The following is a 17052-nucleotide window of genomic DNA, read 5'->3' as shown; positions in this document are numbered from 1 at the left end:
CGCCTGATTTTCCAGGGCCGCGGACGCACCCGGGAGTACAGCTCACTTCACCGGGGGACGGAGGGCCTGGAGCCGCGCCTTGTCCAGCTTCGCGGCGACGCCCACGCTGCGCCCGGCGAGGTTCGCGACGACGTACTGCACGGAGCTGCCCAGCACCTGCGCGCTCTCCGACAGGGTGAGCCCGTAGTCCTGCTCCAGCCACTGCGTCATGCCCTGCGTCGCGGAGCGCAGGGCGTCATCCAGTGAGCCCCCCTGCCCCAGCGTCATCAGGTGCGTGGGGGACTCCACGCGAGGCGTGGAGGGCGGCGGCTTGCCGTGCAGGACGTCCACGGTGAACTCGACGTCCATGGAGGTCTCCAGCGCGTACTGCGACGTCTCGCCGTCGCCCTGGGCGGCGTGAGCGTCGCCCAGGTACAGGAGCGCACCGGGCTGCGCCACGGGCAGGTAGACGGTGTTGCCCGCCACGACCTCGTTGAAGTCCATGTTGCCGCCGTAGCGGCCCGTGTCGCCGGTGGACAGGGGCGCGGAGCCGAAGCCGGGCGCCACGGCCAGGCCACCCAGCATGGGCCGCAGCGGCACGGTGAAGGCCTTCAGGCGCTCTGTCGGATTCTCCGGGGTCGCGACGCCGCGCGCGAGGTCGAGCTTCCAGCGAACGGGCTTGCCCAGCTCCGTCGCCTTCGCGGCGAGCCCCGGCGTGAGAGCCCGGCCCACGATGACATCAAGGCTGTCCGCGAACGAGCGGTTCAACGAGAGGCGGCGGATGCGGATGGCCAGCGTGTCGCCCGGGTTCGCGGTGGCGATAAAGAAGGGCCCGGTCTGCGGATTGCCGAAGAGCGCACGGGTGACGCCCTTCGAATCCATGCCGCCAGAGTCGAGCGTCGAGGTCCGCACCGTGTCACCCGGCCAGACGGTCAGCACCGGCGCGCGGTGCGCGGTGAACTCGTTGGACCACGAGGTGGGCGTGAAGTCATGCACGCGAGGAGCGCCCGAGGGGCGCGAGGGAAGCAACCGGGCCGTGAAGGCATGGGAAGCGCGGGCCTTCGGGTTGTTGCTGTCCGGGTAGTCCGCGGTGCCACGCAGCGACTCACCGCTCACCTTGCCGTCGAAGACATAGGTCTGCTTGCGCGAGTCCGTGACGACGAAGTGGACGGCGTTCCCCGTGCGCTCCCCCGTCAGCGGATCCCCGTCCAGCACTCCGGAGAGACGCTTTCCATCGCGCTCCAACGCGAGGAATTGGTAGGCGGGGTTGCCCCAAAGGTTGGTCGTCACGAGCCAGGACTCGGAGGCCGCGAGCGCCCCAGCAGGCAGACAGCAGAGGAGGACGGCGAGGGAACGGATCATGGGCCGACGCAGTGTAGAGGAACGGTCCCGGATCCGCGTCGCCGCAGCCCTCGTGCATCCAGCAGCCGCCATCCAAAAGGCTGAGAACACGAGAACGCTCCAGGGACGCCCCCGTCGGCGGCGCACAGCCAAAACCTGTCCGACTGTCGGACAAGTTTGAAGAACAAGGCCGGAAGGTGCCCGCCTCGCCCAGCCGGTCGAAACCTGTCGGACAGCCGGACAGGTTTGAAACGGCGCGGCTGGGGAGGCCCTCGCCGCGTCCAGGCGACCGAACCCTGTCGGACAGGTTCGGAACGGCGCGGCCGGGGTCTGCCCATTTCTCGTTCGGGTGGCCGAAACCTGTCCGACTGTCGGACAAGTTCGGAACGGCGTGGTCGGAAGGCGTCCACCACCCGGAGGGGGGAAACCTGTCGGACTGTCGGACAGGTTCAGAGCGGCGCGGTCGGACGGCTCAGGCGTCCACTTCCGAGAGGCGGTGACCTGTCGGGCTGTCGGACAGGTTCGGAGCGGCGCGGTCGGGCCAGGCCGGTTCGTCCAGGCAGCAGAAACCTGTCGGACAGGTTCGGAACCGCGCGGCAGGGACGCGCCGCTTCCATCCGAGTCTCCGAAACCGGTCCGACTGTCGGACAAGTTTGGCCCAGCGCGGCCGGCGGCGGCCGCTTCGTCTGGACGGCGGAATCCGGTCCGACTGTTGGACAGGTTTGGAACCGCGCGGCCCGGAGGCTCCCTCCGTGCCCGGCCGGCGCGAACCTGTCCGACTGTCGGACAGCTTTGGCCCGCTCCACCCCGGCCGACTGGGTCATCACTTGATGCCGCGCCGTTTCGTCAGCGCAGCCTCTGACCGAAGGTCCGCAGGCGGTCGCGGGCCTTCAACAACTTCTCCCGGGGGATGGAGAACACCGCGCGCACGCGCTCCGGGTCGCCGCACCATGCGCCGCCGTTGAGCACCACGTGCGTGTGCTCGTAGACGATGCGCGGCAGGTTCTCCGGCGTGAGCTTCACCCCATCCACCGAGCGCCCCAGCCAGGCCGTCATCGGCGGCGCGAGGAACAGGCCCCCCGCCTCCGTGGCCTCCGCGCGGCCGTCATCGGGCAGCGCCTCCGCGATCAATGCCCGCTTCTCCGCGAGGTCGCGCCGCATCCTCGCCAGGTAGTTCCTCAGTGCCTTGTGCCGCGCGGCGTAGAGCAACTGTCCATCCGGCCCGCGTGCATGGGCCGCGTATAGGTATGCCGCCGCGCGCGCGGTGGGCGTGTGCAGGACTCCCGGGGCGCTGTCGCGCAGCGCCGCCACCAGCGCCCGGTCCTTCGTGGCCACCCAGCCCACGCGCAGGCCCCCGGCCGCGAACTCCTTGGACAGACCGCCCAGCAGCACCGTCCGCGCGCCGATGCCGGGCACCGCCCCCTCCAGCGTCACCGGGCTGTGCACCGTCTCCGCCGTGGGATTGGTCAGGTTCACCAAGCCGAAGATTTCATCCGAGATCCAGAGACAGCGCTGCTCCACCACGAACGTCGCCAGCGCCATCAACTCCTCGTGCGACAGGTAGTGGCCCGTGGGGTTCGCCGGCTGCGACAGCACCACCGCGTCCGGCGTCGTCCCCCGCGCGCGGCGCGACAGCAGCGTGCCCAACGGGCCGGACTCCACCTCGCACCCCGCCGCGAGGAACGTAGGCTCGAGCACGCCGTAACAGGGGGTCACCAGGAACACGCGCGGCATCCGGCCCAGCCGCTGGCGCAGCGCCACGCCCAGGTGGTGCATGAGCGGCCAGACGCCGGGCGCCACCACGACGTCCTCGGGGGCATAGCGGGCGCCTCGCGTCTCCAGCAGGAAGGCCGCCACGGCCTCCGCCAGCCCCGTCTGCGCTCCGTCCGCGCGCGGCGCGACGCCCGCGGCGATGAGCCCCTCCACCAGCGGCAGCGGCATGGGGCCCTCGTTCTCGCCGTAGTCCAGGCGCACGAGCTCCGGGTCGTCCTCGCGGAAGAACTTCGGCGCGAACGCTGGCAGCTCCGACAGCCTCGCGATGCGGTTCGAGCGCGGCAGCGGTACCTCCGGCGCCCGGTGCGGCGAGGGCGGCACCGGCTCCGCGAAGGCCATGCGGAAGGCGAGCAGCTCCGAGAAGGTGCGCTCGTAGAACCACTCCGCCAGCACGCTGATGCGCGAGTACGTCACCTCCGCCGCCACCTCCAGGTCCGCACGCAGCGGCTCCGGCACGGGGAGCAGCAGCGTCAGCTCCAGGTCCGGCCACACCGCGTTCTTGATGAGGCCGTACAGGATGACCAGGTTGGGCGCGTGCTGCGTCCGCGCGAGGAACTCGAAGAGGGTGCGCGGCTCCACGTCCCCGGTGATGTTGAAGAAGGCGCTCTCGTCCAGCACCACCCAGATGCCCCGCCGCGCGGCCTCCGCCACGATGTCGCGCAGCACCGCCAGGTTGGTGCGCTCGCCCGGCTCCACCGTCAGGAGCACGGCCTTCACGTCGAAGGCGCTCAGCAGGCGGCGGATCTCCCCCAGCGTGTTGTGCGTCACGGTGGCGCGCACGCCCGCCTTGTCCAGCGCTCGCGCGTAGAGCGGGTGCAGGCTGCGCGACACCAGTACCGTGTCCCCGGGGTCGCACGTGGCGAGCAGGAAGGAATAGACGGCCTGCTCGCGCTCCGGAGCGACGAACAGCGAGTCCTCCGACAACCTCAGACCGAAGTGGCGGTCCAGGTAGCGGGCCACGAGCCTGCGGAAGGACGCGTCGCCAGCCTCGTGCGCGTAGGGCAGGAAGGGCGCCTGGGACAGCCGCTCCGCGAGCGCCGTGACGAAGCCCAGCTGCTCCGCGGACGCCGCCCCCAGGTCCAGCTCCTCCTGGAGCGCCGCGATGCCCAGCGAGCGCAGCGCGGCGCGCAGGGCCAGCGTCTCCCGGGGCTGCGACAACTGGGCCTCCCACACCGCCACCTCGTGCCAGATGGGTTGGCCTGACTGCAGCCAGCCCAGCGCCGTCGCCGCGCGCAGGGGCTCCGGGCTGTGGGCCTCCATGAAGAACTCGAACTCCCGCCCGGTGCGCTGCTCCAGTGACACCAGCGGGCGGATGTCCGTGTCCGCCGCCTGCATCACCCGCCGGGCCACGCGCACGCGGGTGGTGAAACCCCGCCGGGTGAACATCCGCGCGATGATGGCGCGGCCCGGACGGCCCGCCAGGTTCAGCAGCAGCCGTCCTCCCGGCAGCAGCCGCTCCGGCGCCTCGTTGAGCAGGCGCGCGATGAGCCCCAGGCCGAAGTGGTCCTCGTAGACGTTCTGCAACGAGGTGTAGTTGGACAGGTCCAACAGCGCCTGCTCATCCGCCTGCGCCAGCTCCGCGGGCAGCTCGTCGCTTCGCAGCACCTGCGGGATGCACCCGACGATGAAGTCCCACTCCGGCTTCTGCGGCAGGCCCAAGAGCAGGTCGCTCTCACCGAAGGACAGCCGGGACACCAGCGCCTCGTCGCCGTTGAGCCACGCGTTGCACAGCCCCACCGCCGGGGCCTGCGGGTTCAGGTCCAGCCCCCGGATGCGCGCCAGCCCCGTGAACTTCGCCAGCGCGATGCAGATCCACCCGGAGCCGGAGCCCACCTCCACCAGCTTCTTGCCGGCGTACTCGTCCAGCGGGACCTTCAGGAGCCCCTCCAGGAACGTGAACGCCCACGCCTCGGGCGCGAAGATGGACGGTGGAATCAACAACTCCAGCCGCTCCTGGGACGCGCCCACCGCCACCACCACCGACGCCAGCCGCAGCGGCGCGCCCTCCGGCTGGTCTCGCGACAGCTCCGCCAGCTCACGCAGCTCCGCCAGCGCCCGCGCACGCTCCTCCGGCCGGGCCAGCGCCTCCGAAAGCGTACGCAACTGGACAAAGGCTTCACGGGCTGAGGCGGGATAGGTGGCCATGGCGCGCCCGACTGTCCGGGCCCGCATGTCCCCTGTCAACGACCGCCTGTCCGTGAATGACTGACGCGGCGCAGTATCGATTTACAGATTGTCATTCCCAGTTTACATGGGAAATCTTGAGTCAAACGCCAGTAAGCAGCGCCCACCGGACGGCCCCTCTCGTCCGGTGAGGACGCCCCATGAAAAGACAGCCGCAACTGGCCTTGCTCGCGGTGTTCGCCGTCATCCTGTTACACGCGCCACTGGCAAAGGCTCAAATCGCCGCCGCGCACGTGTATCACAATCACATGCCCAACTTCTGGGCGTACTACGACCTGACCCAATACAACGCGACGCCGGTGGGTGGCCCCATCCGCTACGCGTATGACGGGCAGGTCATCCAGATAAAGCAGTCACCTCCGGCCAACTACACCTATTTCCTGCCGTCGGGCGCGCCCATGCCGCACGACGACCTGGTGACGTACTACTCGCACCACGCGAAGGTGGGCGCGTATCAGTACTGGCCGCCGGACGTGGCCGCGGACATGAAGGCCAATGCCTCCACGGGGCAGATTCACGTCACCATGTCTGGCGCGGTGGTGAACAACGTCAACGACCTGGTCACCCGCCGCAACGTGTCCGGCTACGACAACGCCAACTGGGGCGCCACCTGGCGGGATCGCTACGCCAACCTGCGCACGCCCGCGGGCAACCGCTCGTTGGACCTCATCCACTTCACGGGCCACCACTCCATGGGCCCGCTGGTGGGGCCGGACTACTTCCTCAAGGACCTCATCTACCAGAGCGCCACGCTGTCCCAGTCGTACTTCCTGGGCAGCGGCTTCACGGCCTCCAAGGGCTTCTTCCCCACGGAACTGGGCTTCAGCGAGCGGCTCATCCCCACGCTGGCGAAGCTGGGCGTGAAGTGGTCCGTCATCGGTGACAATCATTTCTCCCGCACGCTGAAGGACTACCCGTTCCTCAACGACCCGGGCTCCGACACGCTGGTGTCGCCTCCCAACCGCGCGGACCTCCAGAACACCAGCACCGTGGGCGCCTGGGTGAGCGAGTCCATGGCGCACGAGCAGCAGGTCATCCGCAACAAGTACCCCTTCGCCTCCACGCCTCACTGGGTGCGCTACGTGGACCCGGCCACGGGCGCCGAGTCGCGCGTCGTGGGCATCCCCGTCAACCAGAACGGCTCCTGGCTGGAGGGCTGGGAGGGACAGGCCACAGTGGACGTGGTGGGCCTGCGCAACTTCGAGGGGCTGGTGTCCCAGAAGCAGTTCTTCGTGCTCGCGCATGACGGCGACAACTCCGGTGGGCGCGCGGGCTCGCTCGACACGTGGCTCAACGGCCGCGCGGTCACCTGCACCGGCGGCGTGCAGTGCCTGGGCATCGACGAGTACCTGGTCAACAACACGCCCGTCTCCACGGACGTGGTGCACGTGCAGGACGGCTCGTGGGTGGACACGCGCGACTCCTCGTCCGACCCGCAGTGGCACCACTGGCGGCTGCCCTTCGGCATCTGGAAGGGGCAGTTCCCGGCCTTCAACTCCGCCACCGGCCTCAACCTGGCGCCCAAGACGAACCTGAGCGGCGTGCAGGAGGGGATGACGGTGTCGCTGGAGCACGGCTGGCACTACCTGGAGCGCAACTTCGCGCTGCTCCAGGCCGCGATGAACTACGCGAAGACGGCCGAGCAGGTCTGGCTGGACGCGCACCCCAACCACTGGAAGCCCACCACTGCGCTGGATTCGCAAGTCACGCACGCGGGCAACCAGCTCAACCCGTGGATGCTGTCCTACCCGGTGAAGGGCGACGCGGCGAACGACTGGGCGGGCGGCGCGAACCCCGCGGAGCTGGCCTGGTACTTCCTCCTGCCGGCCATGGACTCCGGCTTCGGCTACTACGACGAGAACGTGGACGACAACGTGAAGCCCACGCTGTCCTTCAACCAGTCGCTCTACTTCTCCAAGCCATACGTGCAGGACCGGCTGACGCAGGACCGCACGGGCCCGTCCGTCTGGTGGCCGCAGCGCTGGCCGTACAACCCGGGCAGCGCCAACACGGACAAGTCCGAAGGCTGGACGCTGCACCACTTCGACAACAACTTCGCGCTGTACACCTACGCGTTCGACGTGAGCGGCATCACCAGCATCAAGGCGCGCGTGCGCGTGCACACGGCGAAGAGCATCGACCCGTTGGACAACACGCCTCGCGTCTATGACCCGGTGGCGCTGAAGGCCGCGGGCGTGCCCGGTATCGATCCGTCGCGCGTGGGCGCCTGGGTGGACTACCCGCTTCAGCGCCGGGAGCTGCGGCCGGTGATGAACGGCGTGGCGTGGCAGCCGGCGCACCTGCCGGTGATGCAGAAGGTGGCCGCGCAGGAGATTGGCGACCTCTACTACGTCTATCTGGGCGCCTACCGCGACCAGCTGCTCGACTACTACATCGAGGCCACCGACTCGCGCGGCAACGTCACCCGGAGCGAGATCCAATCCGTCTATGTAGGCGCCGGGAAGTACCGGCTGGAGGGCGGCAAGTACGTCGAGGACCTCAACGGTTCGGTGACGGGCACCTATCCGTTCCTCCGCGTGGACACCACGGCGCCGTCCGTGCCCACGGGGCTCGCCGCGACGCGCACGGACCGCTCCGTGACGCTGACGTGGACGGCCTCCACGGACAACGTGGGCGTGACGGGCTACCAGGTGTTCCGCAATGGCACGCAGGTGGGCTCGCCCTCCACGACGAGCTACACGGACAGCGGACTCACGGCGGGCACGGCGTACAGCTATACGGTGAGGGCGCGGGACGCGGCGGGCAACACGTCCGCGGCGAGCAGCGCGCTCTCCGTCACCACCCTGCCCCCGGACACCACGGCACCGTCGGCGCCCTCGGGGCTCTCCGCGTCGGGCGTCACGAGTTCGTCGGTGGTGCTGAGCTGGACGGCCGCCACGGACAACTACGGCGTGAGTGACTACCTCGTGTTCCGCAATGGCACGCAGGTGGCCGCGCCCACGGCGACGACGTACACGGACACGGGGCTGTCCTCGAGCACGACGTACAGCTACACCGTGAAGGCCCGTGACGCGGCGGGGAATACCTCCGTTGCAAGCAGCGCGCTCTCCGTCACCACCGGCCTGGGGTACACGACGACGGTCTATTACAAGAAGGGCTTCGCCACGCCGTACATCCACTACCGCCCCGCGGGTGGCACGTGGACGACGGCGCCGGGCGTGCTGATGCCGGACGCGGAGGTGACGGGCTACGCGAAGTACACGGTGAACCTGGGCTCCGTGCAGCAGTTGGAGGCCGTGTTCAACAACGGCAGCGGCACGTGGGACAACAACAACGGCGGCAACTACCTGTTCCCCACGGGCACCTCCACGTTCAACGCGGGCGTCATCACGGCGGGCGCGCCGGTGAGCGACACCACGGCGCCGTCGGTGCCCTCGGGGCTGACGTCACCGTCGAAGTCCGCGACGACGGTGTCGCTGAGCTGGACCGCGTCCACGGACAACGTCGGCGTGACGGGCTACCTGGTGTTCCGTAATGGCACGCAGGTGGGCACGCCCACGTCCACGAGCTACACGGACAGCGGGCTGTCCTCCAATACGGCCTACAGCTACACGGTGAAGGCTCGGGACGCGGCGGGCAACACGTCCGCGGCGAGCAGCGCGCTCTCCGTCACCACCAGCACGGGCAACACGGCGACCGTCTATTACAAGAAGGGCTATGCCACGCCGTACATCCACTACCGTCCAGCGGGCGGCACGTGGACGACGTCTCCGGGCGCGGCCATGGCGACGGCGGAGGTCTCGGGCTACGCGAAGTACACGGTGAGCCTGGGCTCGGCCACGCAGTTGGAAGCCGTCTTCAACAACGGCAGCGGCACGTGGGACAACAACGGAGGGCTCAACTACTTCTTCCCCGCGGGCACCTCCACGTTCAACGCGGGGACCATCTCCGCGGGTGCGCCGTCCCAGGACACCACGGCGCCCTCGGTCCCGTCGGGGCTGATGGCTGCGTCGAAGACGGCGACCACCGTGTCGCTGACGTGGACGGCGTCCACCGACGCGAGCGGCATCGCGGGCTATGACGTGTATCGCAATGGTTCGCTGGTGGGCTCGCCCACGACGGCCAGCTATACGGACACGGGGCTGACGGTGGGCACCGCTTACAGCTACACCGTGCGGGCGAGGGACACGGCGGGCAATGCGTCCGCGCAGTCCTCCGCGCTCTCCGTCACCACGTCCACCAGCGGGGCCACGGTGACGTTCAACGTCACCGCGAGCACGGTGATGGGACAGAACGTGTACGTGGTGGGCAACGTCGCCGCGCTGGGGAGCTGGGCTCCGGCCAGTGCCGTCCTGCTGTCCGCGGCCAACTACCCCACGTGGACCGCGGCGGTCGGGCTGCCGGGCTCCACGGCGATTGAGTACAAGTTCATCAAGAAGGACGCCGCCAACAACGTCACCTGGGAGAGCGGCGCCAACCGCACCCTGACGACGCCGGCCACGGGCACCTCGACCGTGAACGACACGTGGCGCTGAGCCGTTGAAGACACCTCGCGGCGGGCCTGGAGGCCGGGCCCGCCGTCGAGGTACCGCGGAGGACCCCGGCTCAGTCTGAACGGCGAGCGGTGGCCACCGCCTCGCGGTCGTAGGCTTCCTGGTGTTTCTGGATCGCGTCGATGTGCGCGAGGGTCCAATCGTACAGTGCCGCGAACGGCTCCTGGAGCGACCTGCCCAGCGGGGTGAGCGCATATTCGACGCCCGGCGGCGAACCGCCGAGGACGCGTCGGCGGATCATCCCGTTGCGTTCGAGCTTTCGCAGCGTCTGCGTCAGCACGCGCTGGGTGATTCCCTCGAGCTGTCGCTTGATGGCGTTGAACCGCCTCGGCGCGGGCACGAGCACGGCAAGGACCATCATCGACCACTTGTCGCCAATCTGATCGAGGATCGGGCGGGTGGGGCAGTCGGCTCGGTAGATGAGTTCGTCTTCAGTATCGCTCGGCATACCTAGGATGCTGAAGGTACGCTCTTGATCCCTGGTATTCAACGGATACCTTCAATGCGCCATTCTTGAAGGAGATGAATCGAGATGACGCGTTTCAAAGACAAAGTCGTGGTCGTCACCGGCGGAAGTGACGGCATCGGGCTCGCGACCGCCAGGGCCTTCGCCGCGGAGGGGGCCAAGGTCTACGTCACCGGACGAAGGCAAGAGAGGCTCGACGAGGCAGTCACCGAAATCGGCGGTGCCACCGTGGGCATCCAAGGGGACGTTGGAAAGCTCTCCGACCTCGACCGGCTCTACGAGCGCGTCAAGCGCGACCACGGCAGGATCGATGTCGTTTTCGCCAATGCGGGAATCTCCGAAACCAAGACGCTCGGTGAGATCGACGAGGAGCACTTCGATCGCGTGTTCAGCGCGAACGTGAAGGGCATGATCTTCAGCGTGCAGAAGGCGCTGCCGCTCATGACCGACGGAGGGACGGTCATCCTCGCCGGATCGGCCAGTGGCAGCAGAGGCTTCCCAGCCCTGTCGGTCTACAACGCGACCAAGGCCGCGATTCGCTCACTCGCGCGAACCTGGACGACCGATCTGAAGAGCCGAGGCATCCGTGTCAATGTGGTCTCACCGGGGATGATTGAGACGCCCGCGATGCAGACGTACCTCCAGCGCAATGCGGGGATGGAGGACGTGATGAAACAGATGACACCGCTCGGGCGGCTCGGTCAGTCGGAGGATGTCGCGAACGCGGTGCTGTTCCTGGCGTCGAACGAGAGCAGCTTCGTCGCGGGCATCGAGCTCTTCGTGGATGGCGGGTTCATGGCGGTCTGACACGGTGAGCGGGCCTCAACGCTGGACGCCGCGGGGCCAGAGGCGTGAGATGGAGTGTCAGGCCCAGGAGGACGCCTGATGCAGACGCGGATCGCCGTGACGGCGGATGACACGGATTGGCGGATGCCGGTGGGCGGCCCCGGGATGCTCTTGACCGTTCCGTCCTGGGGACACTGGCGGCGGCGCCCCCTGCTCCATGTCGAGGCCACCCGGCCCTACCTGCTGCGCGCGATGCTGGGCGCGCAGCCGCTGTTCTGGATGCGGGTGGATGATTGGTGGAACGGGTGCGCGTGGCTGCGCGGCCCGGCGAAGCTCGCGGGCGCGTTCCCACACATCACGGCCGAGGAGGCCCGGCGCCCCGCGGACCCAGGTTCGCCCGGGTGGTGGGCCGCGTGGAACCGGTGGTGGGTCCACCAGTTCGAGGCGTCCGAGCCTTCCCTGCTCCACGCGGGACGCTGGTGCCTGAGGCCGCTCCAGACAGCGCCTGTCACGAAGGCCCAGGGCTACTCCACGGTTCCCATCATCGGAACGGGCGTTCTCCCGGAACCTCCATGCGGGCTCGACGCGGCCTTGCGGTTCCCGCCCTTCCGCGCGGAGGACTGGTCCTGGGCGGAAGCCGGTGCGCTCCCGGAGCGCAGTGGCGGGGTGATGCCGCTGCGCGCACCGTCCCCCCAGGACGACGGCCGGGTGAAGGCCTGGCGCAAGCACGCCCGGGACGGAACGCTTCCGCCGGTCCTGATGACCTACTTCGCCCTGGTCGAGCGCTGGCTGGTGGTGGACGGCCACGACCGGCTGCACGCGGCGCTGCTGGAAGGCCGCGAGCCGCCACTGCTCGGCCTCTGGCCCGTCACCGAGATCCCCATGGTGGAGGACCTGTCCACGCTGTTCCGTCAGGACGGCGCCATGAAGGCGGCGGAGCTGCGCCTGCGCGCGAGGCCCAGTGAAGTCGACGCGGTCAACCGCGGCCTCCTGCGCGACCACGAAACGGTTCACCGGCTCGCGGTCACGCGCGCCTTCCCCCTGCGAGGAGGCGCCGCGGCGTGGAAGGCGGAGGTCACCGCCTTTCGGAAGTGGGCAGGCGTGGAGCTGAACCCATACGACTGGGCGGCATTCGTCGGCGATTGAATGAGCCAGGGAAACAATGCCGGAGCAGGCCGGACGACGGCCATTACCAAACGTCAAGTTCAACCTCGACAACGGCATCCTCCAGGACGCGCAGAGACCGGCGCCCAAAGCTATACTCGCGGCAAACGCGGCGGCGGAAGGTGCATGCCGAGCGGCGGTCGCGGCAAGAGGGGCAGGCGCAACCGCAGCCGTAACAGGAGGTGAACCGATGCGCTTCAGGGAAAGCAACAGCGACGGCCTGATCATCACCGCAATCACCGGCACCCACGTTGTCATGCTTGGCATCGACTTGCCGCCAGCGAAGGCAAAGGGCTTGCTTGGCTTTGCCATCCGGCGCGTGGACCCGGAGGAGAACGAGGATTACTACCTCCAAGGGATGCGCACGTTCGAAGCGTCGTACTCCAATCCGCCGGCGGGTGTGCTTGCGACTACGTTGGAGCACCCGGTGCAAGACTTCTTCTGGAGCGACTTCTCCGCCAAGCCAGGGCGGTCCTATACCTACGAGGTGATGCCGGTCCGCGGTCGGCCGAAGAACCTGCGGTACGATCCGGGTACCAGGATCGAGGTCATGACCGAGCCTGAACGCCTTCCGGCGAACCAGCCCGGCCACTCGATCTGGTTCAACCGCGCGGTGATTGGCTCGCAGGCGTACTCGCGCAAGTGGACGCAGCCGCCGAACAAGCTCGAGGGGCAGGAACGGGCGGACGCGTACAAGTGGCTCTCCCGCAGGCTGGAAGAGGCGCTGATCGAGTTCATTGGCGAGGCGAAGAAGCCGGGCGCCGGATTGCGTGCCGCGCTCTATGAGTTCAGCCACGAACCGTTCGCTGCCGCCTTCGCCGCCACCGCCAAGGTGTGCAAGGACGTCAAGATCGTCTACGACGGCCGGATCAGGACCGATGCAGACGGCCGTCCTGACCCCAGCGCGGTCAGCCGGGTCAGGAAGGCGACGGCGCTGTTGGAGAAGTACGAGCTCGACGCCACGCCGCGCAGGTCGGATCCCAACAACATCTCGCACAACAAGTTCATCGTATTGCTCCAGCGCGGCCAGCCGGTCGCGGTGTGGACCGGCTCGACAAACCTCACCGAATCCGGTGTGTTTGGTCACGCAAACGTCGGCCACCTCGTCCGCGATCGCGACATCGCGCAGGCGTACCTCGATTACTGGAACCGGCTTGCCAAGGACCCCGCCATCGACGACCTGCGCAAACAGAACCAGGACGCGACGCCCACGCTAGCGGAGCACCCTTGCAGCCCAGGCATCACTCCGCTCTTCAGCCCGCGCAAGGGCATCAAGCAGTTGCAGTGGTACGCCGACGAGATGGACAGCGCCAGCACCCTGAGCTGCTTCACTGGCGCGTTCGGCGTGAACAAGTGCTTGCTCGTCAAGTATCAGGAGGATCGCGACTACCTGCGCTACCTGTTCCTTGAGCGCTGGGGCATGAACGCCAAGGTTGCCGCCGAGACCCGCGAGAAACTCGGCATCGACCCTGACGTGATGGTCGCTGTCGGCACCGGCATGAAGGACGACATGCTCCTCCGCTGGCTCCACGAGCAGGACAACACCCTCAGCACCAACGTCAAACACGTCCATTTGAAGTTCATCCTGCTCGACGCATTCGGCCCGGACCCGACGGTGATCACAGGCTCCGCCAATTTCAGTGATGCATCGACGAGCGGCAACGACGAGAACATGCTGATCATCCGCGGCGACCGCCGCGTCGCCGACATCTACGCTGGCGAGTTCATGCGGTTGTGGCGGCACCACCGCACGCGAGCCATCGTGAACAGGATCGCCGAGAGAACCGGCGAGGTGAGGGGCCCGCGATACCTCGACGAGACGTCCGAGTGGACCAGGCCGTTCTTCAAGAAGGACCACCCCAAGTTCCGCCTGCGCACGATGCTCGCCGAAGCCGCCGTCTGAGCCGCCATGGCGCGGGGAAGCCCTCGATGCCCGATACCACCCCCAGGGGCAGGCTGCGTCCTTCCGGCCGCGCCTATCCCTGGGGCGCGGCCGGCGTCAGCAGCAGGTCCGACAGGCCGGGCTTGGAGCGCCGCAGCAGGTCCTCCAGCGAGTACTTGTCCAACGTGGCGAGGAACGCGTCACGCGCCTCCGCCAGCACGCCCTTGAGGCCGCAGGCCGGCGCGATGGGACACGTGTTGCGCTCCTTGTCGAAGCACTCCACCAGGTGGAAGTCCGGCTCGGCCGCGCGCACCACCTTGCCCAGCCGGATGTCTCCCGGGGCCTTCGTCAAGAGCACGCCGCCAGCCCGCCCCGGCTTCACCTCCACGTGTCCCTCCTGCGCCAGCGTCTGCACCACGCGCACCAGGTGGTGCTTGGAGATGCCGTAGGCATCCGCCATCTCCTGCGTGGACGACGGCCGCCCGGGACGTGCCGCCAGGTACATGAGGACGCGCAGCGAGTAGTCGGCGTGAAGGGTCAGGTGCAAGTCAGGCGGCTCCTGCGACAGGCCCCGCTCGCGGAACGCTCGGCAGGAAGGCATCCGCGTGGATGTCCTTCAGCGAGAACCCCGCGAGGAAGAGCTTCTTGCGCAGGGATAGCACCGCTTCGGGGTTGCCGCAGAGGAACGCTCGCCAGCCCACCGGCCGCTTCGGGAGGCAGGTGAGGACCTTCGCCTCCAGGGCCCCCTCCTCCACCTCCCCACCTCCTCCCGCCAGCACGACGGGCCGGTAGGTGAGGTTCGGATGGCGCGCCGCCAGCGCCCTCAGCGCGTCCACCAGGTACAGCCCGCCCGGCTCCCTGGCCCCGTGGAACAGGTGGATGGGGCCGGTGTGGCCCGCCTCCAGCGCGTCCCTCAGGATTCCATACAGCGGCGCGAGCCCCGTGCCCGTCCCCGCCAGGAGCAGCGGCGCCTCCGGCTGACCGGGCACGTAGAAGCAATCCCCGGCCGGCCCTTGCAGCTCCACCCGGTCACCCTGCCGGACCTCGCGCGCGAACCAACCGCTCATGGCGCCCCCGGGCACCAGCCGCACGTGCAGCTCCAGCCGTCCCTCGCGAGGAAGGCTCGCCAGCGAATAGCTGCGCGCGAGCCCGTCCGCGCGCACCACCGTGACGTACTGCCCCGCGCGATAATCGAGCGGGGACTCCACCTCCAGCCGCACCGCGAACACGTCCCCGCTGAGCGACTCCAGGTCCACCACGCGCGCGGGGACGCGCAGCTCCGACGCCCCCGCCACCTCCAGCGCGGTGCCCGCCTGGGGCCGGCACGTGCACGCGAGGAAGTAGCCCCGCGCGCGCAGCGTGTCCTTGAGCCCCACCTGCGCCGCCTCGGGCACCGCGCCCGAGGTGGCCCGCATCAGGCAGGACTGGCAGGCCCCCGCCCGGCACGCATGCGGCACGCGCACGCCCTGGCGCAAGAGTCCGTCCAGCACCGTCTCTCCGGGCTCCAGCGGATACCACTCGGATTCATGCCGCACCTTCGCCATGGCGTGCCTCCTGACGGCTGCTTCAGCGATTCAAGACGTCCGCGCGCGCCCCTTCGGCGACGGCCATCACCTGGCCCACCAGGTCCGCGGGCACGCCCAGATCCTCCAGCGTCTCCTTCAGGTGCCCCGCCACCGCGTCGAAGTGCATCTCGTTCAGCCCGCGCTCCACCAGGTGCTTGTGCCCCGCGCGCATGTCCTTGCCCGAGTAGCTCGCCGGCCCGCCGGTCACCATCGTCAGGAACGCCTTCTGCTTCGCGGCCTGGCGCTCCATGTCCACGTCCTCGAAGAAGTGGCTGATGCGCTCGTCCGCCAGCACCTTCCGGTAGAAGACGTCCACCGCCGCCGCCATCGCCGGCTCTCCGCCAATCTTCTCGTACACGCTCGTCATGGCTTCGCTGCCTTTCCGGGCCCACGCCCCAAAAAGATGCATCCTGAATGCATCTTTAAGGGTACCGCCGTCAACACCCCGGGGGTTCGCGCATCGGGCTAACTTCTCGCGCATGTGCCAACGCCTGATGCTCACCGTCGTGGCTGTGTTGGTCCTGGCGGGCTGTGGAACGCCTGCCTGGCGGGTCAAGGCCGTGCCTCGCGAGGAGATCCACCTGCCTCGCATCGAGCCTTCCGTGGTGCTGGAGCTGCCCGCGCGCGGCGCCGTCGTGCCGGCCACGCTGGGGGACGGCATGCCGCTGTGGCTGGTGCACCGGGACGACGGCACCGTGTCTGTCTTCTCGGCCATCACCCCGCGCACGGACGACTCGGCCTCCGTGGGGCTCATCCACTGGGTCCCCACGATGCGGCGCTTCTCGGGCGGCTTCGTCTGGGATGAGACGGGCACGGTCGTGGGCATCCAGGGCTGGGATGGCTGCACCGGTGAATGCCCCGACGAAGACGACCTGCCCGACGCGGCCCGGGACCTGGATGGCTTCCAGGTGGAGCGGCTGGAGGGAGCGCCCGCGCGCATCCGCGTGGGCGCTCCCATCCGGGGCGCGTGGCGGCGGATCCCCCAGAAGCCGCTCCCCTCCTGGACCCAGGAGCCGCGCGAGGACATTGCGCCCAGGCTGTCCCTGGAGCAGGCGCTGCGGCTGCCCGAAGGGACCATCGTCCACGTCCGGGGCAGCGCGGTGCTCGCCAGCGCGTCACCGCCGCGCGTCTGCCAGCGCCAGGGCCACGGGGCCTGCTGCGGCGAGGGCGACCCCCGGCTCTACGACGTGGATGGCATTCCCCTGCGGCGCGTGGGCCTGGAGGTCTACAACCACGGCTTCGCGCTGCTGCGCCGCTACCGGGATGGCTTCGTCCAGTACGACGTGGGGGCGAAGCTCGACGCTCCGCACGCCGGAGGGTCCCTGGACATCCCTCCACCTCCGGACCTGGCGAGCTGGGACCCCGCCCAGCCGCCCCGCGTGCCCATCTGCCAATAGG

At 68.9% G+C, this 17052-nt stretch carries 11 protein-coding genes; 5 read left to right on the top strand and 6 right to left on the bottom strand.

Going from position 1 to position 17052, the window contains the following annotated elements; translation table 11 throughout:
* Nucleotides 1–42: 42 nt before the first annotated feature.
* Together ACX114_RS08750 and ACX114_RS08745 are read right to left on the bottom strand one after the other, a co-directional pair.
* Nucleotides 43–1341 carry an acetamidase/formamidase family protein gene (locus ACX114_RS08750; protein WP_459296579.1) on the bottom strand — a complete coding sequence of 433 codons (1299 nt, stop codon included), beginning with the start codon at nucleotides 1339–1341 and terminating at the stop codon, nucleotides 43–45.
* Between the two features lie 825 nt (nucleotides 1342–2166).
* Nucleotides 2167–5238 (bottom strand): aminotransferase class I/II-fold pyridoxal phosphate-dependent enzyme, encoded by a 3072-nt coding sequence (locus tag ACX114_RS08745; protein ID WP_459296577.1) that lies wholly within the window; start codon nucleotides 5236–5238, stop codon nucleotides 2167–2169.
* A gap of 179 nt (nucleotides 5239–5417) precedes the next feature.
* On the opposite strand from ACX114_RS08745, the gene ACX114_RS08740 reads away from it, so the two are divergent.
* On the top strand, nucleotides 5418–9773 hold the full coding sequence (locus ACX114_RS08740) for a carbohydrate binding domain-containing protein (protein WP_459296575.1): 4356 nt from the start codon (nucleotides 5418–5420) through the stop codon (nucleotides 9771–9773).
* 70 nt (nucleotides 9774–9843) lie between these two features.
* Here ACX114_RS08740 and ACX114_RS08735 read toward each other — a convergent pair whose 3' ends face one another.
* Nucleotides 9844–10239, bottom strand: coding sequence for a winged helix-turn-helix transcriptional regulator (locus ACX114_RS08735; protein WP_459296573.1), 396 nt, complete (start codon nucleotides 10237–10239; stop codon nucleotides 9844–9846).
* Between the two features lie 84 nt (nucleotides 10240–10323).
* On the opposite strand from ACX114_RS08735, the gene ACX114_RS08730 reads away from it, so the two are divergent.
* From ACX114_RS08730 to ACX114_RS08720, 3 genes are all read left to right on the top strand, one after another.
* A complete protein-coding gene (locus ACX114_RS08730) occupies nucleotides 10324–11064 on the top strand; it encodes an SDR family NAD(P)-dependent oxidoreductase (protein ID WP_459296571.1) in 741 nt (246 codons plus the stop codon).
* A gap of 78 nt (nucleotides 11065–11142) precedes the next feature.
* Entirely contained in the window at nucleotides 11143–12189 is a 1047-nt protein-coding gene (locus tag ACX114_RS08725) for a hypothetical protein (protein WP_459296569.1), read from the top strand.
* A 208-nt stretch (nucleotides 12190–12397) separates the two neighbouring features.
* Entirely contained in the window at nucleotides 12398–14110 is a 1713-nt protein-coding gene (locus tag ACX114_RS08720; protein ID WP_459296567.1) for a phospholipase D-like domain-containing protein, read from the top strand.
* A gap of 73 nt (nucleotides 14111–14183) precedes the next feature.
* On the opposite strand, the gene ACX114_RS08715 is transcribed toward ACX114_RS08720, so the two are convergent.
* Genes ACX114_RS08715 through ACX114_RS08705 form a run of 3 tightly spaced genes read right to left on the bottom strand, consistent with a single transcriptional unit; the run spans nucleotide 14184 to nucleotide 16021 of the window.
* The gene (locus ACX114_RS08715; protein ID WP_459296565.1) at nucleotides 14184–14636 is read right to left on the bottom strand and encodes an RrF2 family transcriptional regulator; all 453 of its coding nucleotides are present in this window, start codon (nucleotides 14634–14636) and stop codon (nucleotides 14184–14186) included.
* Between the two features lies 1 nt (nucleotide 14637).
* Nucleotides 14638–15633 carry a 2Fe-2S iron-sulfur cluster-binding protein gene (locus tag ACX114_RS08710; protein ID WP_459296563.1) on the bottom strand — a complete coding sequence of 332 codons (996 nt, stop codon included), beginning with the start codon at nucleotides 15631–15633 and terminating at the stop codon, nucleotides 14638–14640.
* 22 nt (nucleotides 15634–15655) lie between these two features.
* The gene (locus tag ACX114_RS08705; RefSeq protein WP_459296561.1) at nucleotides 15656–16021 is read right to left on the bottom strand and encodes a group I truncated hemoglobin; all 366 of its coding nucleotides are present in this window, start codon (nucleotides 16019–16021) and stop codon (nucleotides 15656–15658) included.
* Nucleotides 16022–16160: 139 nt separating this feature from the next.
* Between ACX114_RS08705 and ACX114_RS08700 the strand changes: the two genes are divergently transcribed.
* Nucleotides 16161–17051 carry a hypothetical protein gene (locus ACX114_RS08700; protein WP_459296559.1) on the top strand — a complete coding sequence of 297 codons (891 nt, stop codon included), beginning with the start codon at nucleotides 16161–16163 and terminating at the stop codon, nucleotides 17049–17051.
* Nucleotide 17052: the final 1 nt, after the last annotated feature.

Source organism: Corallococcus sp. M7, from assembly GCF_054512695.1.
The sequence above is the reverse complement of the archived record's forward strand: the minus strand, read 5'-3'. Positions and strand labels throughout refer to the sequence as shown.